Origin of the sequence: Enterococcus sp. C53, assembly GCF_040887425.1 — a bacterium.
In the GTDB taxonomy this organism is placed as follows: domain Bacteria; phylum Bacillota; class Bacilli; order Lactobacillales; family Enterococcaceae; genus Enterococcus_B; species Enterococcus_B hirae.
On record NZ_JBFOFT010000013.1, the window covers coordinates 1 to 20,637 of the forward strand.

General features: G+C 36.9%; 23 protein-coding genes. 18 read left to right on the forward strand and 5 right to left on the reverse strand.

Annotation, left to right across the window (positions count from 1 at the left end):
• Positions 1-58 precede the first annotated feature (58 nt).
• Together AB3I42_RS13080 and AB3I42_RS13085 are read right to left on the reverse strand one after the other, a co-directional pair.
• Positions 59-1,792 carry an ATP-binding protein gene (locus AB3I42_RS13080; protein ID WP_010718480.1) on the reverse strand — a complete coding sequence of 578 codons (1,734 nt, stop codon included), beginning with the start codon at positions 1,790-1,792 and terminating at the stop codon, positions 59-61.
• Positions 1,789-2,493 carry a response regulator transcription factor gene (locus AB3I42_RS13085; RefSeq protein ID WP_010718479.1) on the reverse strand — a complete coding sequence of 235 codons (705 nt, stop codon included), beginning with the start codon at positions 2,491-2,493 and terminating at the stop codon, positions 1,789-1,791. Before AB3I42_RS13085 ends, AB3I42_RS13080 begins: the two co-directional genes overlap by 4 nt.
• Before the next feature lie 195 nt (positions 2,494-2,688).
• Here AB3I42_RS13085 and AB3I42_RS13090 point away from each other — a divergent pair, with 195 nt between their 5' ends.
• The 5 genes from AB3I42_RS13090 to AB3I42_RS13110 all read left to right on the forward strand — a co-directional run bounded on the left by AB3I42_RS13090 (position 2,689) and on the right by AB3I42_RS13110 (position 6,257).
• Positions 2,689-3,192 (forward strand): DUF523 domain-containing protein, encoded by a 504-nt coding sequence (locus AB3I42_RS13090; protein ID WP_010718478.1) that lies wholly within the window; start codon positions 2,689-2,691, stop codon positions 3,190-3,192.
• Positions 3,152-3,490 (forward strand): putative DNA-binding protein, encoded by a 339-nt coding sequence (locus AB3I42_RS13095; RefSeq protein WP_010718477.1) that lies wholly within the window; start codon positions 3,152-3,154, stop codon positions 3,488-3,490. The genes AB3I42_RS13090 and AB3I42_RS13095 overlap by 41 nt, the downstream gene beginning before the upstream one ends.
• 15 nt (positions 3,491-3,505) lie before the next feature.
• Positions 3,506-4,924: a signal recognition particle protein gene (gene ffh / locus AB3I42_RS13100; RefSeq protein WP_010718476.1), complete on the forward strand. Its 1,419-nt coding sequence runs from the start codon at positions 3,506-3,508 to the stop codon at positions 4,922-4,924.
• A 218-nt stretch (positions 4,925-5,142) separates the two neighbouring features.
• Entirely contained in the window at positions 5,143-5,724 is a 582-nt protein-coding gene (locus AB3I42_RS13105) for a DNA-3-methyladenine glycosylase I (protein ID WP_010737917.1), read from the forward strand.
• A gap of 5 nt (positions 5,725-5,729) precedes the next feature.
• Positions 5,730-6,257 (forward strand): dihydrofolate reductase family protein, encoded by a 528-nt coding sequence (locus AB3I42_RS13110; RefSeq protein WP_014834542.1) that lies wholly within the window; start codon positions 5,730-5,732, stop codon positions 6,255-6,257.
• Positions 6,258-6,555: 298 nt separating this feature from the next.
• On the opposite strand, the gene AB3I42_RS13115 is transcribed toward AB3I42_RS13110, so the two are convergent.
• Entirely contained in the window at positions 6,556-7,110 is a 555-nt protein-coding gene (locus tag AB3I42_RS13115; protein WP_010737915.1) for an NADPH-dependent FMN reductase, read from the reverse strand.
• A 338-nt stretch (positions 7,111-7,448) separates the two neighbouring features.
• Between AB3I42_RS13115 and AB3I42_RS13120 the strand changes: the two genes are divergently transcribed.
• The 9 genes from AB3I42_RS13120 to rplS all read left to right on the forward strand — a co-directional run bounded on the left by AB3I42_RS13120 (position 7,449) and on the right by rplS (position 12,800).
• Positions 7,449-7,649, forward strand: coding sequence for a PLDc N-terminal domain-containing protein (locus AB3I42_RS13120; protein ID WP_181914380.1), 201 nt, complete (start codon positions 7,449-7,451; stop codon positions 7,647-7,649).
• A complete protein-coding gene (locus AB3I42_RS13125; RefSeq protein WP_010737913.1) occupies positions 7,649-8,548 on the forward strand; it encodes an ABC transporter ATP-binding protein in 900 nt (299 codons plus the stop codon). Before AB3I42_RS13120 ends, AB3I42_RS13125 begins: the two co-directional genes overlap by 1 nt.
• Positions 8,545-9,315, forward strand: a complete 771-nt coding sequence (locus tag AB3I42_RS13130; RefSeq protein ID WP_010718465.1) for an ABC transporter permease subunit — start codon at positions 8,545-8,547, stop codon at positions 9,313-9,315. The genes AB3I42_RS13125 and AB3I42_RS13130 overlap by 4 nt, the downstream gene beginning before the upstream one ends.
• 100 nt (positions 9,316-9,415) lie before the next feature.
• Complete coding sequence (gene rpsP, locus AB3I42_RS13135) at positions 9,416-9,691, forward strand: 30S ribosomal protein S16 (RefSeq protein ID WP_010718464.1); 276 nt, start codon at positions 9,416-9,418, stop codon at positions 9,689-9,691.
• Between the two features lie 11 nt (positions 9,692-9,702).
• Positions 9,703-9,951 (forward strand): KH domain-containing protein, encoded by a 249-nt coding sequence (locus AB3I42_RS13140; protein WP_010718463.1) that lies wholly within the window; start codon positions 9,703-9,705, stop codon positions 9,949-9,951.
• Between the two features lie 107 nt (positions 9,952-10,058).
• On the forward strand, positions 10,059-10,901 hold the full coding sequence (locus AB3I42_RS13145) for a hypothetical protein (RefSeq protein WP_010737912.1): 843 nt from the start codon (positions 10,059-10,061) through the stop codon (positions 10,899-10,901).
• A gap of 150 nt (positions 10,902-11,051) precedes the next feature.
• Entirely contained in the window at positions 11,052-11,576 is a 525-nt protein-coding gene (gene rimM / locus AB3I42_RS13150) for a ribosome maturation factor RimM (RefSeq protein WP_010718461.1), read from the forward strand.
• On the forward strand, positions 11,566-12,315 hold the full coding sequence (gene trmD / locus AB3I42_RS13155; protein WP_306690618.1) for a tRNA (guanosine(37)-N1)-methyltransferase TrmD: 750 nt from the start codon (positions 11,566-11,568) through the stop codon (positions 12,313-12,315). Before rimM ends, trmD begins: the two co-directional genes overlap by 11 nt.
• A gap of 137 nt (positions 12,316-12,452) precedes the next feature.
• On the forward strand, positions 12,453-12,800 hold the full coding sequence (rplS, locus tag AB3I42_RS13160; protein WP_002286913.1) for a 50S ribosomal protein L19: 348 nt from the start codon (positions 12,453-12,455) through the stop codon (positions 12,798-12,800).
• A 561-nt stretch (positions 12,801-13,361) separates the two neighbouring features.
• On the opposite strand, the gene AB3I42_RS13165 is transcribed toward rplS, so the two are convergent.
• Positions 13,362-14,708: a PTS sugar transporter subunit IIC gene (locus AB3I42_RS13165; RefSeq protein ID WP_181914381.1), complete on the reverse strand. Its 1,347-nt coding sequence runs from the start codon at positions 14,706-14,708 to the stop codon at positions 13,362-13,364.
• Positions 14,709-14,855: 147 nt separating this feature from the next.
• Positions 14,856-15,569, reverse strand: coding sequence for a GntR family transcriptional regulator (locus AB3I42_RS13170; protein WP_010718458.1), 714 nt, complete (start codon positions 15,567-15,569; stop codon positions 14,856-14,858).
• A 194-nt stretch (positions 15,570-15,763) separates the two neighbouring features.
• Between AB3I42_RS13170 and AB3I42_RS13175 the strand changes: the two genes are divergently transcribed.
• From AB3I42_RS13175 to lacB, 4 genes are all read left to right on the forward strand, one after another.
• On the forward strand, positions 15,764-17,182 hold the full coding sequence (locus AB3I42_RS13175) for a glycoside hydrolase family 1 protein (protein WP_368022547.1): 1,419 nt from the start codon (positions 15,764-15,766) through the stop codon (positions 17,180-17,182).
• 1,351 nt (positions 17,183-18,533) lie between these two features.
• Positions 18,534-19,391 carry a hypothetical protein gene (locus tag AB3I42_RS13180; protein ID WP_034700825.1) on the forward strand — a complete coding sequence of 286 codons (858 nt, stop codon included), beginning with the start codon at positions 18,534-18,536 and terminating at the stop codon, positions 19,389-19,391.
• Entirely contained in the window at positions 19,392-20,090 is a 699-nt protein-coding gene (locus AB3I42_RS13185) for an RpiB/LacA/LacB family sugar-phosphate isomerase (protein WP_181933836.1), read from the forward strand. It begins immediately after the preceding gene.
• 14 nt (positions 20,091-20,104) lie between these two features.
• Complete coding sequence (gene lacB, locus AB3I42_RS13190) at positions 20,105-20,620, forward strand: galactose-6-phosphate isomerase subunit LacB (RefSeq protein WP_010718449.1); 516 nt, start codon at positions 20,105-20,107, stop codon at positions 20,618-20,620.
• The last annotated feature ends 17 nt before the right edge of the window (positions 20,621-20,637 follow it).

Below are 20,637 nucleotides of genomic sequence, written 5' to 3' on the forward strand. Positions count from 1 at the left end.
ATTTTTTTCTGTTCCGCTATTTCACTTGTTCATTCATTTTTTGAAGATTTAAAGGTGATCATGCTGGAGGGATGGTGACGGTAAAAGTCGACCCCATTCCTGGATGACTTTCCACTTTGATCGTACCACCCAAGAGATTGACGTAATCTTTCACAATAGCCAGACCTAGACCAGTACCACCTGAGTGTCGACTACGTGCTTTATCCACTCGATAGAAGCGCTCAAAGATCCTTTCTTGATCTTCACGATCAATCCCAATACCAAAGTCTTGGACGGAGAATGTCAATTGGTTGTCAACCTCGTAACGGATGATTATTTTCTCTGATTCTTTAGAATATTGGATTGCATTTTCGATCAGATTTTTGATGATCGGGTATAAGAGTTCAGTTTGAGTTGTAAATGATTGTTCTTTCTGTTGCATTTCCAGGGTTAAGTGTTTCTTTTCGATCATTGGTTGGTAACTTTGAATGATTTGTTCAAAGTAAGTTGCTAAATGGATGGTTTGCGTTTCGTGTGCCGTTTCTTCATCTTTTGATAACTGAATGATTTCTCGGATCAGCTTATCTAAACGAATCGCATCTTTTTGCATGATCAATAGGAACTCATTCAATATTTTTGGGTCATCTTTGGCTCCATCCAGCAGTGTTTCAGTAAATCCGATCAATGAAGTAACCGGTGTTTTAAGTTCATGAGAAACATTTCCTACGAAGTCTTTTTGCAGTTTTTCTAATCGTCTGACTTTTGTGAGATCATAAGCCACGCCTAGAATCTGCCCAGTCTCTTCAGAACTATTGAAGTAACGTAAGCTGATGTCTAATGTTTGTTGTCCCTCTGAAATAGTAATTTCTTGATGGATCAATGGTTCATTTGGCGTAACTTGGTGAATCAATTGGATTAATTTTGGCTCTTGAATGATCTCAGTATACCGTTGATTAGGCTGATAATCATGTACCCCTAAATGTGCCTGCATTTTTGGATTCAATAGCCGCAGATGTGACTCTGAATCGATCAAAAAGACACCAATCATTAATTCATTCAATAGAGTATACAATTGTTCTTCAGTGGTCGTATAGGCACGATAGACTTTACTCATTTGTTCACTCAAAGCATTGATCGTTTGGTAAAGTTCTTCCCATTGATCAGAAGTTTGCATGATGGTCTCGGTTTTATCAGGGTTTTTGACCATTTTCTTTAAGACGGGCAGCACGGTTTTCAAGGGACGGTTACGTTGATAAACCAAATAATAGCTCATACTGGACAAAACAACGAAGAAAACCAAAAAGAAGAAAAAGACCCAACGACGAAAATTTTCTGTTCTTGGCAAAAAGCCGTTTGTTGGTTCTGCGATTCGAATAATGGCTTCCAACTGCCCATTCTTCTTGATCGGTAGTGCTACATATAATAGTTCTTCCTTTAACGTACTGCTCATTCTTAAAGAAGTACCTAGTGAGCCGCCATCAAGGACTGCTTTGATTTCTGGACGAGTATTTCGCTGCCCTCGTAGTGAGTGATCGGTCGTATCGAATAGGATTGTACCATTTGGAGCTAATAAGGTTAGTCGTTCATTTGATTGATGAACAAAGTCTGTTAAAACTGATTGATTATGCTTCGAAGATAAATCATCAATAGTCAATTGCTGGATCAGCAATTGCCCTTTTTTTGAAAGATAGCTTTCTTGTTGCTCGATGATTTGTTGTTTGAAATATTGAGAAATCATTTGCCAGCCACCGAAAAAGAGTCCCACTAAGAGAATGAAAAAGAAGACACGCTCAGAAATTTTTTTCCAATTCATCGTTTTGGTTCCTGAAATTTATAGCCAAAACCGCGAACTGTCACTAAATATTTTGGATGTTTAGGGTCTCTTTCGATTTTTTCTCTTAAGTGACTGACATGGACATCAACGATTCGACTTTGACCTGCAAAATCAAAATTCCAGATGCGATTTAGCAGCGTATCACGATCAATTACACGATCTTTTCGTTTCATAAAATAAACGAGCAGTTCAAATTCTTTTGGCGTTAATTCGATCGGTCGTTCCTCTACGGTTACTTGGAAATTCGTTAAATCTGCTTTGATCTGTCCAATCGTTAGGTAAGCAGGTTCTGCTTCTTCTTGTTGGACATGGCGTGGTTCGATGCGGCGAAAAATAGCTTTCATTCGAGCAAGTACTTCTCTAGGGCTGAAAGGCTTTGTTAAATAATCATCAGCACCAATTTCCAAACCGATGATCCGATCGACCTGGTCATCTTTGGCTGTTAGCATTAAAATTGGAGTATCAATTTTTTCTTGTCTTAACTTTTGGGTGATTGCCATACCATCTATAGAAGGCAGCATCACATCTAAAATCATAAAATCAAAAGGTTCTTCCAGTGCTAATTCCAGTCCTTTTTGTCCGTCTAAAGCACTTGTTACTTGATACCCTTCTTTTTCCAGATTGAATGTCAACAATGTGACGATTGAAGGTTCATCATCTACCACTAATACTTTTTTCATAACTTCTCCCTTTTCTTGCGTTCATTCTTTTTGTTTATTTAAAAACAGCTATCAACTAATGCCTGGTTTTTTTAATTAAGTGTCATGAATAGACATTTCTTATTTTAGCATAGAATCCAGTAGAAGGACTATTTTACCAACTAAATAAATGGTATAATAGGAAGGCACTTTGTTGGATAAAGGAGTGAGTGGCAATTGATCGGAATTAGCGCTTGTTTAGGCGGTGTCTTATGTCGGTATGATGGACAAGAAAAAGCTGTGCCGGAATTAAAGAAACTGGTCGCTGAAGGTAAAGCGATCATGGTTTGTCCTGAAGTAATGGGCGGTCTTTCAACTCCTAGAGCCCCAGCAGAAATCGTTGGTGGCGATGGATTTGACGTTTGGAATGGTCAGGCAAAAGTGATCACTACAAATGGTGAAGACGTCACAAAAGCCTACCAAGAAGGGGCAATCCATGCTTATCAAAAATTAAAAGAGCAAGAAATAGATTTAGTGATATTAAAAGCGAAAAGTCCTTCTTGTGGTTCCTCTCTTATTTATGATGGGAGTTTTTCAGGAACCTTGAAGTCTGGAACTGGTGTAGCAACTGCTTATTTTATCCAACAAAAGATGACCGTACTCTCTGATGAAGAATGGTTGAAATTGCGAGGTGAACAGAATGGAAATCGAGAAAACGAACCGAATGAACGCACTTTTTGAATTTTATTCTACGCTTTTAACCGAAAAACAGATGAATTATATGGAGTTGTATTATGCAGACGATTTTTCATTAGGAGAAATAGCAGAAGAGTATGAAGTAAGTCGCCAAGCAGTATACGATAATATCAAACGAACCAGTAAGATTTTAGAAGATTATGAAAAGAAACTCCATCTTTTCTCTAATTATATTGTTCGGGAACAGTTATTAGAAAAAATGAAAACTTATGTAAAGGAAACTTATCCTAAAGATGAAGTTCTCCTTGATTATGTGAAACAGATCCAAGAAATTGAAGAATAAAGGAATGAAGAAATCATGGCATTTGAAAATTTAACTGAGCGCCTTCAACAGGCAATGAGCAAGTTAAGAAAAAAAGGGAAAGTTTCAGAAGCTGACGTCAAAGAAATGATGCGGGAGATCCGCCTTGCATTACTAGAAGCCGATGTAAACTTACAAGTAGTAAAAGACTTTACAAAGCGTGTTCGAGAACGGGCGATTGGTGTAGAAGTATTAGAAAGTTTAACACCTGCACAACAAATCGTTAAGATCGTTGATGAAGAATTGACGATCACTTTAGGGGCAGAAACTGTTGAATTGAATAAATCACCAAAAATTCCAACAGTCATCATGATGGCAGGTTTGCAAGGGGCAGGTAAGACGACGTTTACTGGTAAACTAGCCAACTATTTAAAGAAAAATGAAAATGCACGTCCTTTACTAATCGCAGGTGACGTGTATCGTCCAGCTGCGATCGATCAATTGAAAGTTCTAGGGCAACAATTAGATGTCCCTGTTTTTGATATGGGAACAGATGTTAGTCCAGTTGAGATCGTTCGTCAAGGGATGGAATTAGCAAAAGAAAAGAAAAATGATTATGTTCTGATCGATACGGCGGGGCGTCTGCATATCGATGAAACCCTGATGGATGAATTGAAACAAATCAAAGAATTAACACAACCAAATGAAATCTTGTTGGTTGTCGATGCGATGACCGGTCAAGATGCTGTCAATGTGGCAGATAGTTTTAACCAACAACTAGGGATCACTGGGGTAGTTATTACTAAATTAGATGGTGATACACGTGGTGGTGCAGCACTTTCGATCCGTTCTGTGACTGGCGCACCAATCAAATTCATCGGGTCAGGGGAAAAATTAACAGATCTTGAAGTTTTCCATCCAGACCGTATGGCAAGCCGTATTCTTGGTATGGGCGATATGTTGACGTTGATCGAAAAAGCGCAACAAGACTATGACGAGAAAAAAGCAGAAGAATTAGCGAAAAAAATGCGGGAAAATTCATTTGATTTCAATGATTTCATTGAACAGTTGGATCAAGTGATGGGGATGGGACCGTTAGAGGATCTGATCAAAATGATTCCTGGGATGAACCAAGTACCAGGGATTGAAAATGTCAAAGTAGATCCTAAAGATGTCGAACGTAAAAAAGCAATGGTTTACTCAATGACACCTGCAGAAAGAGAAAACCCTGATTTATTAAATCCAAGTCGTCGCAGAAGGATTGCCGCAGGTTCTGGTAACAGTGTGGTTGAAGTTAACCGCATGATTAAGCAATTTAAAGAATCACGCAAAATGATGCAACAAATGTCTAAGGGAGATATGAATATTCCTGGAATGGACCAAATGTTTGGCACAGGTGTCAAAGGAAAACTTGGAAAAATGGCGATGAATCGCATGATCAAGAAAAACAAAAAGAAAAAGAAAAAACGGAAATAAAGCGTCTATCGTACGTCTATCGTACTTCTATTATAATAGTAGAATTTTGTTTACCGTTTCATCCATCGAAAGAATCGTTGAGTTAGCTTCTGCTGGCTTTGCGATTCTTTTTTTGCATAATAATAGATAAGTCCAATTCAAAAACTACCTGCCATAGCGTTCCTCTTTTTAGATAGAGAAACAAAGGAATGGTACAATAAAGCTAAGAGGTGAAGAGAATGAAACGAAGATGTCCTTGGGGTGAGCAAACAGCAAGTATGAAACATTATCATGACACAGTTTGGGGTGTTCCAGAATATGATGATCAATTACTTTTTCGTAAATTGATGTTAGATATCAATCAAGCGGGATTAAGCTGGCAAACGATTTTGAATAAAAGTGCCTCCTTTGATGAAGCTTATGACTTTTTTTCGATCGGTAAAGTAGCCGAATATACAGAAGCAAAAATCAATGAGTTGATGGAAAATAAAGGGATCATTCGTAACCGTCGTAAAATTGAAGCAGCGGTAGCCAATGCTCAGGGTGTCCAAAAAATCCAACATGAATTTGGTAGTTTTGCGGATTATTTGTGGTCATTTTCGGATCATCAAGTGATCAATCACTCGTATAAAGAACAAAATGAGGTACCAACAACGAGCCCGTTATCTGATCAAATCGCTAAAGATCTAAAACAACGCGGTTTTAAATTCATCGGAAGCACAACCATATATGCTTTTTTAGAAGCTGTGGGAATTGTCAATGACCATTTAGATCATTGCTTTCGCAAACAAGAAGTCAGCCAGATGGGAAAAGGAGAGTGAACATGATGGGGAAAATCGTCTTTTATGGAGCCATTAGTTTAGATGGCTACTTAGCAACAAAAGAGGATAGTTTACAATGGCTATTTGACACACCAACTGGAGAAAAAACAACTTACGAGGCTTTTTATCAAACAATTGATCAAACGATTATGGGAAGAAAAACTTATCAGGAAGCCAAAAAATTGTTAGCAACTGACCATCTGTATCCTGAAAAAAAGAATTTTGTATTTTCTACTAACAAAGAATTGGTATTAAATGATGCAACAGTTGTTCATGAAGATCCTGTTTCATTCGTGAAAAACATAAAAGAACATTCTAACCAAACAGTCTGGGTCGTTGGTGGTGGGAATTTGTTGAAACCTTTGATCGAAAATCATTTGATCGATGAATGGTGGATCCAAATCGCACCTGTGCTTTTAGGAGAAGGTATTCGATTGTTTCAAGAAGGCGCATACGAAGAACGATTGAAACTAGTTGATACTAATTATTTTGGAGAGTTCATTGAATTGCATTATGTAAGTAATCGTGGATAATACTGGTTTAGTAAAAGGGAAGAGAAGTCTCGGAAAAAAGAACATAAAGAGAAATGAAAATTTTTCAAAGCATGAGGAGCGATTTTAACAAATCCTTTCTGATCCGCTCGGAGCTTATCGCTTTTTTCGTGGTCTTATTCATGTATTGAAAACAAGCCGAAGAATTCCAAAAATAGGAGAAGCTATTTTCGGATTCTTCGGCTTGTTTTTCAGAGCTAGACAGGTCACAACCTTTTTTCGATTGTTTCCTTCATATATGATCTATTTGATTCGACCCATCGCTTATCAAAGCTAATTTTTACTTAGTTAATTTATTTAAAAAATCAAGATAAGCATCTAGAATCGTTTGGAAGAAGCTGAGTGTTCCTTCCACAATATGACCTTCTTCATCAACTAAGTTTGCAATATTACCAATATAAGCTTCAGGTTGTTGTAAGGTAGGAACATTTAAGAATACAAGTGATTGACGTAGGTGATGGTTCGCGCCAAATCCACCGATACCGCCAGGGGAAGCAGTGACAACTAACCCAGGTTTGCCGTCCCATGCGCTTTGACCGTAAGGGCGAGAGCCTACATCTAGTGCATTTTTAAGTACAGCAGGAACCGAACGATTGTATTCTGGAGAAACAAAAACAACACCTGCTAATTCCTTGACCTCATCACGGAAACGACTCCATTCAACAGGAGCATTCTCTGGAGTTTCAAGATCTTCGTTATAAAAAGGCAGATCATCGATCTTTATAAAAACACCTTCATATCCTTCAGGTAGCATGTTAGCGAAAGCCTCTGCTACTTTTCTATTGTACGAATCCTTACGCAAACTACCTACAAAAAATCCAATTTTTTTAGTCATAAAACAATTCCTCCTTCAAACTTTCTATATTTATCTTACAAAAAATAAGTAAACTCAGCAAATAAAAACACTTGAGGAACATAGTGACTAACTTAACTACTTTTTTCGACTACTTATAGTAGTTATTGCATATATATATTTGCTTCACTTGACATGGATCTTCTATAATTAGTGAATAGAAGTCTTGTCTGAAGGAGTTTGTGTGATTTTTTTAGAAAAGAGTGTAGTACATGAACTTTTGATAAAGAATGTTTCTCATTGAAACATCGGTACACATCATCGCATGACTTTGGGTAACGCAGCATCAAATAAAAAGATGAAATTGGTAGGTGGAACAAATGCATATTAACGAGTTTTTACCATTTTTGATCCCGTTAGTGATCATACAACTTGGGTTATTTTTTTATGCCCTTTATCATATTTTGACTCATATGCATTATCGATTTGGCAGTCGAACACTCTGGATCATCGTAATTCTCATAGGATTTCAATTTGTTGGTCCAATCTTGTATTTCGTGTTCGGTAAGGAGGAGGCATAATGGCGATCCTTGAACTAATCGATGTATCAAAATCTTTTGGTGAAAAAAAAGTGTTGAACCATCTTTCCCTTACCGTCAAGGAAAAGACGATCTTTGGGTTTATTGGAAAAAATGGTGCAGGGAAAACGACAACGATGAAATTGATTTTGGGGTTGCTAAAAAAAGATGCTGGAACAATCAAGGTTAATGATGAAACGGTTCACTATGGTCAAACAAAAACGAATCGCTGGATCGGCTATTTGCCAGATATTCCGATGTTTTATGACTACCTTACCGCCGAAGAGTATTTGCAATTATGCGGGGAAATCACCGAGATGCCTAAACATAAAATCCAACAAAAAACGCAAGAGTTATTAGCGTTAGTCGGATTGGCTCACGAGAAAAAAAGGATTAGGACTTTTTCAAGAGGGATGAAGCAACGTTTGGGGATTGCCCAAGGGTTACTGAACGAACCAAAACTGTTTATTTGTGATGAGCCGACTTCGGCGTTGGATCCATTGGGGCGTAAAGAAATTTTGGATATCTTATTACGTGTCAAAGAGCAAACAACGATCCTTTTTTCCACACATATTCTATCAGACGTGGAACAAATTTGTGATGAAGTGGCTTTCTTAAATAAAGGAGAAATCGTTTTATCAGGCACGGTAGCAGAATTGAAAACCCATCCTAAAAATGAAGGATTTGAAATCCAATTTCCAACTGTGAAACATTCTCAAGAATTTTTATCGCTTTTGCCGGGAGCAATCATGAAAAATGAAACCCTTATTTATCCTGGCAGAACTAACGAAGACTTACTTCGTGCACTATCTTTAATTGTTGATCACAAATTACCGATTCAATCGATTCATCGTTTAGAACCTTCCTTAGAACAAATTTTTATGGAAGTGGTGGACAAATGAAGCAATTACTCGCATTTTCAAAAAAAGAATGGAAGGAAAATTGGCGTACAGGTAGATTATTACTGTTGCTTTCATTAACGATCATTTTTGGGATCATGAATCCACTGATAGCCAAATTAACACCCTACATCGTTCAATCGATGTCAGAAAATTTAGCAGCATCTGGTATGAAAATCGGGGAAGTCAATGTAGATGCGCTGACTTCTTGGGGACAATTTTATAAAAACATGCCTATGTTTCTTTTATTGTTTTTGTTATTGTTTAGCTCGACATTGACGAATGAATATCAAAAAGGAACATTGATTAATCTTTTAACCAAAGGAATGGTTCGCTGGAAAATTTATTTTACTAAATGGATCATGGGACAGTTTTTTTGGGCAGTTGGTTTTTGGGGTTGCTCCTTCATTACTTACTTTTATACTGCTATTTATTGGGATAATGAGCTGGTTGTTCAATTAGGGACAAGAAGTTTTTATTATTATTTATGGGGTGTGTGGTTATATACTTTATTTCTATGGTTGTCCTCCTTTATTTCTTCTGGCTATTTTGTGCTAGCTTGTGGAGGGATTTGTGTGGCTGGCTGTTATCTGTTATCTATGTTTACAAAAGTTGCTGAGTATTCTCCTTTTTATTTAACGACAGTTTCGAACGCATTAGGGGAAAGGATTGATTCGAGTAACTATTCTTTTTCTTTAGTGGTAACAGGTTTGATGATTGCTGCCTTTTTAGTGACAGGAATTCTTTTTTTCAATAAAAAAGAGAGTTGAAAAAATTTTTTATTAGCTGTAAAGAAAAAAAGCTTTACAGGGTAAAAAAAAACTGTTACACTACAACTTGTGAATAAAACAATGGAGGTGGAAATATATAATGGCAGTTAAAATCCGTTTAAAACGTATGGGTTCTAAAAAGAGTCCTTTTTACCGTATCGTCGTAGCTGATTCACGTTCTCCTCGTGATGGACGTTTCATCGAAACTGTAGGTACTTACAATCCTTTGAAAGACCCTGCAGAAGTAGTTTTAAAAGAAGATTTAGTTCTTAACTGGTTATCTAAAGGTGCGCAACCTTCTGATACTGTACGTAACATCCTTTCAAGAGAAGGCGTTATGCAAAAACACCACGAAGCTAAATTCTCAAAGAAATAAGGTGATCGGATATGAAAGATTTAAGCGAATTAGTCTTAACAATCGTTCGTCCGTTAGTCACTTATCCTGAACAAGTCCAGTTAGAAGTCACTGAGTCAAAAGACTTCTATGAATATAACCTAACTGTGGCTCCTGAAGATATTGGTCGTATCATCGGTAAACAAGGGCGTGTTGCGAAAGCAATTCGTACGATCGTTTACGGGGTACGAACAAATGCACCGAAAAAAGTGCGTTTAAATATTATCGATCATAAGGAATAAAAAAAGCTGTTTCGTCTTGACGAGACAGCTTTTTTCTTTTTGAGGGGACTACTTGGCAAATGATTATAGAAAGCGTATCCTTAAAGTATAGAAAGGAGTAGATACCTATGAAAAAAGTTGCATTATTGATACCAGCTCTTTTACTTTTAAGTGCCTGTCAAGGAACAAATAATTCTACTGAAACAACTGATACGGCGACACCAGAGACTCATTCAACGAGTCATAGTAGTTCCAAAGAAACAGATACTCAATCAACAACCAAAAAGAGTGAAAGCTCTGAGATGTCTGGAAATACAACGGAAACGGCGACTACAAAAACAGAAACATCTACACAGAATAAACAAGCACAAACCGCATTTGAAGAACTGAAAGAAAAATACCCAACAACACCGATGCCACAAGAGATACCGATTACAACAGGGAAATTAAACATCGCTGCTGCCGAAACCAAACAGGGCTTTTCAATCTTATACTATGACCTACCCAAAGCCTATGTCTTAAATGCCAAAGAGTTAAATCAAGAAACCCCGATGGCTTCTTATCTTTACCAGTATGGCTTTGCTTCTAGTCAAGAAGCAATTGATGCCTTGCAACCAGTTACGGTTGATACAAACGGCCGACAAGTCGATTTGGGCTACAATATTACTGGCTATCAACAAGGAGCAGCGGGATCTAGTATTCTAGAATGGCAAGAAGGAAATTGGAGTATTCGTGTCCGGGCAAGTAATATTGAAGGACAAGATCCTGTACCGTTAGCCAAAGAAATCGTTGCTTACTTAGAAAAAGCAAGTTTGCCTGCTCCTGAGAAGTACGGAAAAATTACGGTTGAAATGAATGATTCTTCCCAACAAGCTACACAAGTAAGCTGGCAAGAGCCTAAAAATGTTTATACTGTTACCCACAAAGATACTCTTTCCGCATTGAAAATGGCTGTTTCTATGAACCAATAAATGATTGGAAAATGATATAGAAAAGCGAAAAGAAAGTAGAATTGCATATGCACACATGCTAAAATAAGGCAGATACGTCAAAAACACGTTCAGCCATTTAAAAACCATTGTTTGGTTGAAACATGTGTGAAAAGGAAAAGGGGATACAAGTTGACTGAATATTTAAATGTTGGAAAAATCGTAAATACTCAAGGGATCAAAGGAGAAGTGCGCGTCATTTCTACCACAGATTTTCCAGAAGAACGATATAAAAAAGGTGCTGTACTTACCTTGTTTCAAGAGAAGAAAGCGCCAATTGAATTAACCGTCAAAAGTCATCGTAAACATAAAAATTTTGACTTGTTAAGTTTTGAAGGGCATCCTTCAATCAATGATGTTGAAAAATATCGAGATGGTATTTTAAAAGTTTCAAAAGAAGAAACGATTGAGTTGCCAGAAAATGAATTTTATTATCATGAGATCATTGGAGCAAAGGTCGTTGAGGAAAATGGGAATGAACTAGGTAAAATCAAAGAAATTCTTTCACCAGGTGCTAACGATGTTTGGGTAGTCCAACGACCAAAGAAAAAAGATGTTTTGCTTCCTTATATTGACTCAGTGGTTAAAACAGTTGATTTAGAAAATGGGGTCATTTACGTCGAGATTCCAGAAGGATTGATCGATGATGAAAATTGATGTCTTAACACTCTTCCCACGAATGATTGAAGGACCAATGGGTGAATCGATCATCGGTAAAGCGGTCAATAAAGGATTGTTAGAGATCAATGTTTCTAATTTTAGAGACTATTCCGATAATAAACACCAAACGGTCGATGATTATCCATATGGTGGCGGGGCAGGGATGTTGTTAAAAGTCCAACCTATCTATGACAATATCAAAGCTATTGAACAAGCAAATCCTGAAACAAAAAAACGTGTGATTTTATTGGATCCAGCTGGTAAACGATTTGATCAAGCGATGGCGGAAGAATTTTCGAATGAAGAACATTTAGTATTTATTTGTGGACATTACGAAGGCTATGATGAACGAATCCGTTCGCTAGTTACGGATGAAGTCTCTTTAGGTGATTATGTCTTGACTGGTGGCGAACTTGGCGCAATGGTGATGATTGATGCAACAGTCCGCTTACTACCGGATGTTTTAGGAAATCAAACATCCGCTCAAACAGATTCTTATTCAACGGGATTATTGGAACATCCTCAATATACACGGCCAGCAGAATTTAACGGGATGAAAGTCCCAGAAGTTTTAACAAATGGAAACCATAAATTGATTGAAGAATGGCAACTGAAAGAATCCTTAAGAAGAACCTATCAACGCCGACCTGACTTATTGGAACAATTATCAATGACTCCACAAATGCTGAAATTGTTAGAAGAAGTCAAAAAAGAAGAATCAGACGAAATAGAATAAGAAATATCAATATGACTCTTTACACTAAATTGATAGTATGATAGTATCTTATGGTGAGTGCAAAAGCACTTAACTATTACGATGTTCCGCTGTGAGGGAAAACTCATAAGAATGTTTGGAATAAGGAGAAAAGATCAATGAATCCATTAATCGAAGAATTAACAAAAGAACAATTACGTTCTGACATCCCAGCTTTCCGCCCTGGTGACACTGTACGTGTTCATGCGAAAGTTGTCGAAGGTACACGTGAACGTATCCAGTTATTTGAAGGTGTTGTAATCAAACGCCGCGGAGCTGGAATCAGCGAAACTTATACAGTACGTAAAGTTTCTAACGGAGTAGGCGTTGAACGTACATTCCCATTGCATACACCACGTGTTGCAAAGATCGAAGTCGTTCGCTACGGTAAAGTACGTCGTGCAAAATTGTACTACTTACGTGCATTACACGGAAAAGCTGCTCGTATCAAAGAAATCCGTCGTTAATCTATCGTTATCTGATAGTGGAAGAACCCTTGAATTTCAAGGGTTCTTTTTTTGATTATTTTTATAAGCAGTAAGTCTAGATTGTTTGACATTATAGATTTGCAAGAGTGGCAAACAAGGAGCAAAAAGTCGAGTCACTTTGGTATATCTTAAATATACGTCAATCAGATGACACGATGACAGTCCTATTCATACCAAAGGGGCGACAGATCTGGTAGGTGAACGTAATCAGCTTATCAAGTTTATATGTACTACACGCAAACGCTATGCGTATTAAAGAGATCAGAAAAAAATCCTGCTAGAGAGTGTCTAAAAATATAAATTGCGACAGTTCTTGAATAATAAGAACTTTTTTTGAATGTTTTTACTAACAATCGTTTTGTCATTGGCAAGTTAACTGAAAATGAGACTGAAGAATCTGTTCTGATTCATCAGTCTCATAATTTTAACTTATTCAAAATGCAACGATGATCCCAAAGGTCGGTTGTTAAGAGAATTGAGGACTTTTTTTACATATTTACTAAACGAGAAAGTCTACTTTTTTAGGAGCGGAGGTGTCAATTATTGATTAGTGATTTCAGCTTCCTTTTGAGCCATTTTTGCCGTTACGTGTTCATCAATGCGTAGGAATGGTAGATAGATAAATACGCTAACCGCAATGATTAGAACTTGCAGTACTGCTGCTCGCCAATCTCCACCTGTCGCAAGGAATCCTGAAATAACTGGTGGTGTGGTCCACGGTATCTGAACTACCACATGATTGATTAAGCCGGCTGCAGTCGCAAAGTAGGCAGTTACTAACGAGAAGATTGGTGCTAACACAAACGGAATAATTAGACTCAAGTTAAATACGATCGGTAATCCAAAGATGATCGGCTCACTGATATTAAACATCGCTGGTGTTACCGATAGTTTAGCAAAGTCTTTATAATCTTTTCGACGACTGAAGATGAAAATCGCAATCAATAAGGCGATCGTATTTCCTGAACCACCCATAACAGCAAAAGTATCCTTGAAAGCCATGTTGATAATATGTGGGATGTGTTCATGGTTTGCATAAGCTGCCATATTTTCTTGCATGTTTTGTAGTAAGAACGGATCAAGTAAAGAACCTGAAATTACAGCTTGATGAATTCCAAAACCAAAGAATAAATTGGCGATTGATGTGATTAAGATAAAGCCAGGTAAACCAGTTGTGATGTGACTTAAAGGTCCCGTGATCGCTTTAGTGATCACGCCATTTACGTCCATGTTGAATAACTGATTGACAGCGAAAGATAGAATCGCAAAACCAGTAACAGTAATCATAATCGGGATCAATACATTGAATGACTTCAACACTGCGGGCGGAATATTTCCAGATAGTTTGATTTGCAATTTTTCATTTGTAGATAATTTAATGAATAGCTCAGTAGCTACTAATCCAACAAAGATTCCGACAAACATTCCTGATGCACCTGTATGGGAACCTGGAATAACTCCGGTTACTTCAATCGCTTTTTTTGCATTTTCCGGAGTGAACATCATTTTCATTGGTGTTAAAACGATGAAAGTTGAGATCGAAACTAAAACCGCTGCGATATGATTTGTATAATGTCTGCTAACACACATATGATAAGAAACTGCAGCTACAACTAATAGCGTCGTAATACTCAATGTTCCATTGGCGATCGACATGCCAATTTCTTGAACTTTCATTAATGTTTCGGGTTTAACAATTTTACCCATAAAACCAGTTGGTTCTAAGATAACGTAATTAATCAAAGTCACGAATCCAGCTAACATCATAAATGGCATGAATGTTGCAAATGCATCGCGTAATGTACGCATATGAATTTGATTTCCTAGCTTCGATGCGATCATACCAAATCGTTCAAACACCTGTTCCTTCTTATTTGTTTTCTTCATGGTATATTCTCCTTGTTTTTTATTTGTAAGCACTTACCGTAGTTCAATAATAGAACGGAATTTGATAAAAGTAAATAACTTTTTTTAAAATTATATACTTTAATGAAAAAGGGCAAAAAAAAGAGCTGATTTCCTCAGCTCTTTCAATCATTTTTCAACAAAAACGGCTTCAAAAACAAAATCTTGATACAAATGCCTTGTAATGGAGTATTCAAAAGGAGTCCCGTTTGCCAAAGAAACACTTTTTTCAACTTCGATCATAAAGTCTCCGGCATCAATTCCTAATATATTTGCATCAAACTCGGTTGCCAGTACGCCCTTCATCCAAACGTGAGAAGCATTGATCTCTAACTGCAGTTCATTGCGAATATAGGAATAAACCGATTTTTTCAAGTGTTTAGGTTCCAAACCAGGAATAATTGATAGCGGCATAAAAGTTTGTTCCAATGAATAGGGTTGTTGATCGACAAAACGACTGCGAACAATATTATAAATGTATTCCTTGTCGTTAATCTGTAATCGCTCTGCTATTTTTTTTGACGGTAATTCAATTGAAAACATATGAATTTCAGAGTCTACATGTTCTTCGCCAACTACGCTCATAAAACCTTCGCTTGGACCGAAAACTTTCGAATTATGGATCGGTTTGCGCAAAACTTCGGTTCCAAATCCACTTCGACTATGTAAAACTCCTTCAGAAACTAACATGTCTAATCCTTTTTTTACTGTCAATTTACTCGTATGATATTGTTTTGCCAATTCGGAACCAGTTGGTAATTTTTCACCGATTGCGTAAGTACCGTTTTCAATTTTCTTTTTTACATCAGAATAAACTTCCATATATTTCGCATTCTTCTTCATTTTTTCCCTCCTATAGTTACCACGTAAAGATATAAATAATTATATACCTTTCTTTAATTTTAGCAATCTTTAAAGGGTAAAACAATTAACATTTATAAAAAGTATATATTTTTTAATAAAAAAATATTCCAATTTATTGGAAACGGTGTTATGATGGAGTAGTACTCAAGAGAATGTCATTTTAGGAGGATACAATGAACAAACAACAATTAACATTTCCAGAAAACTTTTGGTGGGGTTCTGCTTGGTCAGCTGAGCAAGCAGAAGGTCGTGGTGAAACTGGAAAAGCCGAAACGGTTTGGGAACGTTGGTACAAAGAACAACCATACCGTTTTTATCAAAGGATTAGTTCAGAAATTACGACAGATCACATTCATCATTATAAAGAAGACGTTCAACTGATGAAGCAAACCGGACATAATTCCTTTCGGGTCTCGATCTCTTGGGCGCGGATGTTCCCAGATGATGGAGTAGGGGAGGTAAATCCAAAAGCGGTTGAATTTTATCGGGATTTATTTACTGAGATGAATAACAATGGTATTAAAGTATTCGCCAATCTTTATCATTTTGATATGCCAGCAGCCCAACAGGATAAAGGCGGTTGGGAATCACGGGAAGTTGTCGATGCATATGTGCAATTTGCAGTTACTTGTTTCAAGGAGTTTGGCGATCTCGTCTATCACTGGTTCACTTTCAATGAACCGTTGGGGCCGATCTTAGGGTCATATCTGGAAGACTTCCATTATCCAAATTTGATTGATTTCAAACGAGGAGCGCAAGCGGCTCACTTTACTATTTTGGCTCACGCGAAAGCAATTGCAGCACACAAAGAGTTGAATTTGAACAGTAAAATAGGTGTTATCTTGAATTTAAGCCCGACGTTTCCAAGGAGTCAAACCCCCGCTGATGTGAAGGCAGCTGAAATTGCGGATCTTTTTTATGTTCGCAGCTTTTTAGATCCAATGGTCAAGGGTGTTTATCCAGAAAAATTAATTAACCTTTTACGTGAATATGATCAATTGCCAACGGATTATACCGAGGAAGACCTGCGTTGTATCAAAGAGAACACGGCACAAATCTTAGGATTGAACTATTATGAACCACGTCGTGTGAAGGCTCGTTTAACTGCAATCAATCAAGATGGTCCGTTCTTACCGGATTGGTTTTTTGAGAATCATGTGATGCCGGGACGTCGGATGAATGAATATCGTGGTTGGGAAATTTATGAAAAAGGTATCCATGATTTATGCATGGATATCAAAGAAAACTATGGGAATATCGAATCCTTTATCTCTGAAAATGGGATGGGCGTAGCAGATGAGGAACGTTTTATGGATGAAAGTGGGCAAGTGATTGATAATTACCGGATCGAATATATCCAAGATCACCTCGCTTATCTTTGGAAAGCAATCGATGACGGCTGTAATATCAAAGGGTATCATCTTTGGACCTTTATTGACTGCTGGTCCTGGATCAATGCATATAAGAACCGTTATGGACTAATTTCTCTTGATCTGCCAACCCAAAAACGGACGATCAAGAAAAGTGGTGAGTTCTACAAACAGTTAAGCAATCAAAATGGGTTTGAGTATGATATTGATCGATTGGTATAGCAAAAAATGAGTGAAAAAACTTGTATTTTTGTTTGAAAATCTTTTATCTAGAAATCATAGAGTTATTCATTCAATGGGATTGTTCAAATAAGCATCGGGACTGGGACAAAAGTTCTCTCAGTATCTTCTAGTATCTCTAAAAACGAATAAACGGTGTTCAAAGAGCTGACCTTCGGCGATAAGTCAAAAAATCTCAAAACATGGGGAGCTGTTTCGAGATTTTCATCCTTAACGCTTAGGTCAAGACGCTCTTTTCACAGCCTCTTGCTAAACGGCGTTCAAGAAGCAACTCCTCAACAATAAGCGATGATTTTCTAAAATATGAGGAGCTATTTAAAAAAATCATCGCTTATTCGCTCGGAGCTAAACGCTTCTTTCACAGCCTCTTGCTAAACGGTGTTCAAAGAGCTGACCTTCGGCGATAAGTCAAAAAATCTCAAAAATGAGGAGCTGTTTCGAGATTTTCATCCTTAATGCTCCTGCGATTACTCGTCGCAGTTTTTACTTGGTGAGCACTCAGGTCAAAACACTCTTTTCACGACCTCAAGAGAAACACAAAAAACGCTTGGTGTTCGTTTATTTGTTCCCATAGATCTACTGGCTATAAATAGCTCATCGCTTTGTTCAAAAAACCAGAAGCCATTTTCAGTATTGTGCACGAATTGTTTAACTATTACACATTGATTAGTAACTGGGATAGTAGTTGAGAGCGTAGCGTATTCTTTTGTAAAATGAAAGGTCTGAAACAATCATTAACCTAAAAAGAAAGTAAGTCTGATTTTGATTCATTACGTCAAAGTCAGGCTTATTTTTTCTGTTCTAGGCACGATCTTTCACGAATTTTCTTCAATTTTAACAAAACAATTTACTCCGGTTTCAGTGAGGTAGTTTGGTAATGGAATAAGATAAAAATTTTTTGTCGTTATTTTAAAATAACATTTTTAATAGTGAGGTGTATCTCGTTTATTATATGTATATTTATTCTTAATATTGATAATGTAATCTTTTTGTTGTAATATTTTTTTATGATAACAGACTTTTTGTTTTTATTATAACAAATTTATCTTATTAAATATTTTCTATTTTTTTATTTTATAAATGAATATACTGAATATATTATGAGATGTGTACTTATGTTATATATGAAGGGGTAGGGAAGGAAAAGGGGACATAAGATGACATAAAATGGCTGTACACTCAGTTCAAAAGGAGGGAAGTGTCCAGTGAGGTTGTAGATTAAGGAGTATCATCTTATTTTTATCAGATCATAAAAGAGCAAGTATACATATCATGTGAAAAATCTGTATGGCATCATGAATTATTCTCTAATTCATTTATAGGAGGAATCGTTATGGCTATTGATCATAAACAAGTGACTCAATTGGAAAAATTAGCATTAAACATTCAACTAGATATTTTGATAAGTGTTAAACAAAGAGGAGAAGAATCAATGGATTGTTCTTTTTCTATGATCAAATTGTTAGCTGTTTTATACGGCAAACAGATGAAGATTGACCCGAAAAAACCAGATTGGGGAAATCGTGATCAATTAGTTTTAGCTAAAAGTCATGCGGTATTGGAATTATATAGTACTTTATCTAATCTAGGGTATTTTGATAAGAAGTGGCTATGGACGATGAGTCATCAAGGGGACAGACTCCCTAAAAAGTTAGATCGTTCAAAGACTCCTGGAATCGATGTGACAATCGGGGACTTAAATAACGGTGTTGCAATAGCTGCAGGTCTTGCGATGGGATTAAAAATAGCAAATAAGGAAAATGATGTTTATTTAGTGATGGATGAAGACGAATTAAAAGATGAACGTTGCTGGCAAGTATTTCAGTGTATTGCTCATTTTAAATTAGATCATTGCTTGGTAATTATTGATAGTGGTTATAGAAAACGAGAACAGTTAAGCAAAAGGTATGAGAAATCTTATCTATTGAAAAGAAAAGCAGAGAAGGCTGGGTTTTATACGTTGCTCGTTGATGGGACAAATATCAAAGCAATCAATGAGGCGATTGAAGAGTATAAAATGAGGACGACACAAGCCTTCTGTATTGTTTTAGAAAGTTATCCAGAGCGAGTGCTATCAGACTTAACAATGGACGATCATGAGGATTCAAGTAAAAAAATTCCTAAAACATTCCATCAAGAGATAGAAAAAACGATTTTGAAATTACAAGAAAAGCTTGAAAGGATGAGCTAAATGGTTCAGTTAAGTAACTCGTTATCTGTAAGGAAAGAACTTCGTACTTGCATAGTTGATACATTAAATGAATTAATGAAAAAAAACCACAATATCGTTGCGTTAGAAAATAAGTTTGAATCATTTAGTAATTGGGTTGATTTAAAAAATGAACACCCAAAGAGATATCTCAACATGCCTGTGGATGAAGAGAACATGGTAGGTATTGCAGCGGGGTTAAGTTTAGCTGGCTACCAACCTTTTATTCATCTTTTTGATTCTCATGCGATTCGAAAAATTTTTGATCAATTATTTATTTCCGAAGGATACGGTGGAAATACCATCAATATTTTTGGGGAATATTTCGCTTCTAATCGAAATGGAAAGGAACGCGTCAATGAACTAGGGGAAGATTTAGCGTTGATGACAATGATCCCAAGTTCAATTATTTGTGAAGCAACAGATGAGGTGCAAATGGCATGGATCATCAAAGAATTTAGCCAATTGAGCGGTATTCACTATGTACGCGGAGAAAATAAAAGGATACCTAATATCTATAAAAAAGAAACGACTTTTCAATTAGGCAAAGGAAACATTACCTTAGGCGCAGCGATTGTTGGTAAAGAGCTTGCGTTAAATATCGTTAAGGGATTTTTGACCGCATCTTATAGTGGTGGTCGTCATCAGATTCGTGTAGATATGTTAAATGAAATGGGTTAAGAAAGGAGCAGATAATGAGAATAGCAATTGGATGTGACCACATCGTAACAGATACAAAAATAGCAGTTGCGGATTTTTTGAAATCAAAAGGGCATGAAGTATTGGATGTAGGGACCTATGATTTTACCCGCACACATTACCCGATATATGGGAAAAAAATTGGAGAAGCAGTAGTTAAAAAAGAAGTTGATTTAGGCGTATGTTTATGTGGAACAGGTGTCGGGATTACCAATGCAGTCAATAAAGTACCTGGAGTAAGAGGTGCGTTGGTTCGTGATATGACCAGTGCCATCTATGCAAAAGAGCAACTAAATGCGAACGTCATTGGTTTTGGCGCCAGAATCACAGGAGAATTTTTGATTTGTGATGTCATCGAAGCCTTTATTCAGGCAGAATATCAAGAAACAGATAAAAACAAACAGTTGATCGAAAAAATCAACCAGTGTGAAAGCACAAATGCTTCGCAAGAGAAGCCGGAATTTTTTGCAAAATTTCTTAAAAAATGGGAAATGGGCGAATACGAAGACTAAAAAGGAGCGTGACATAG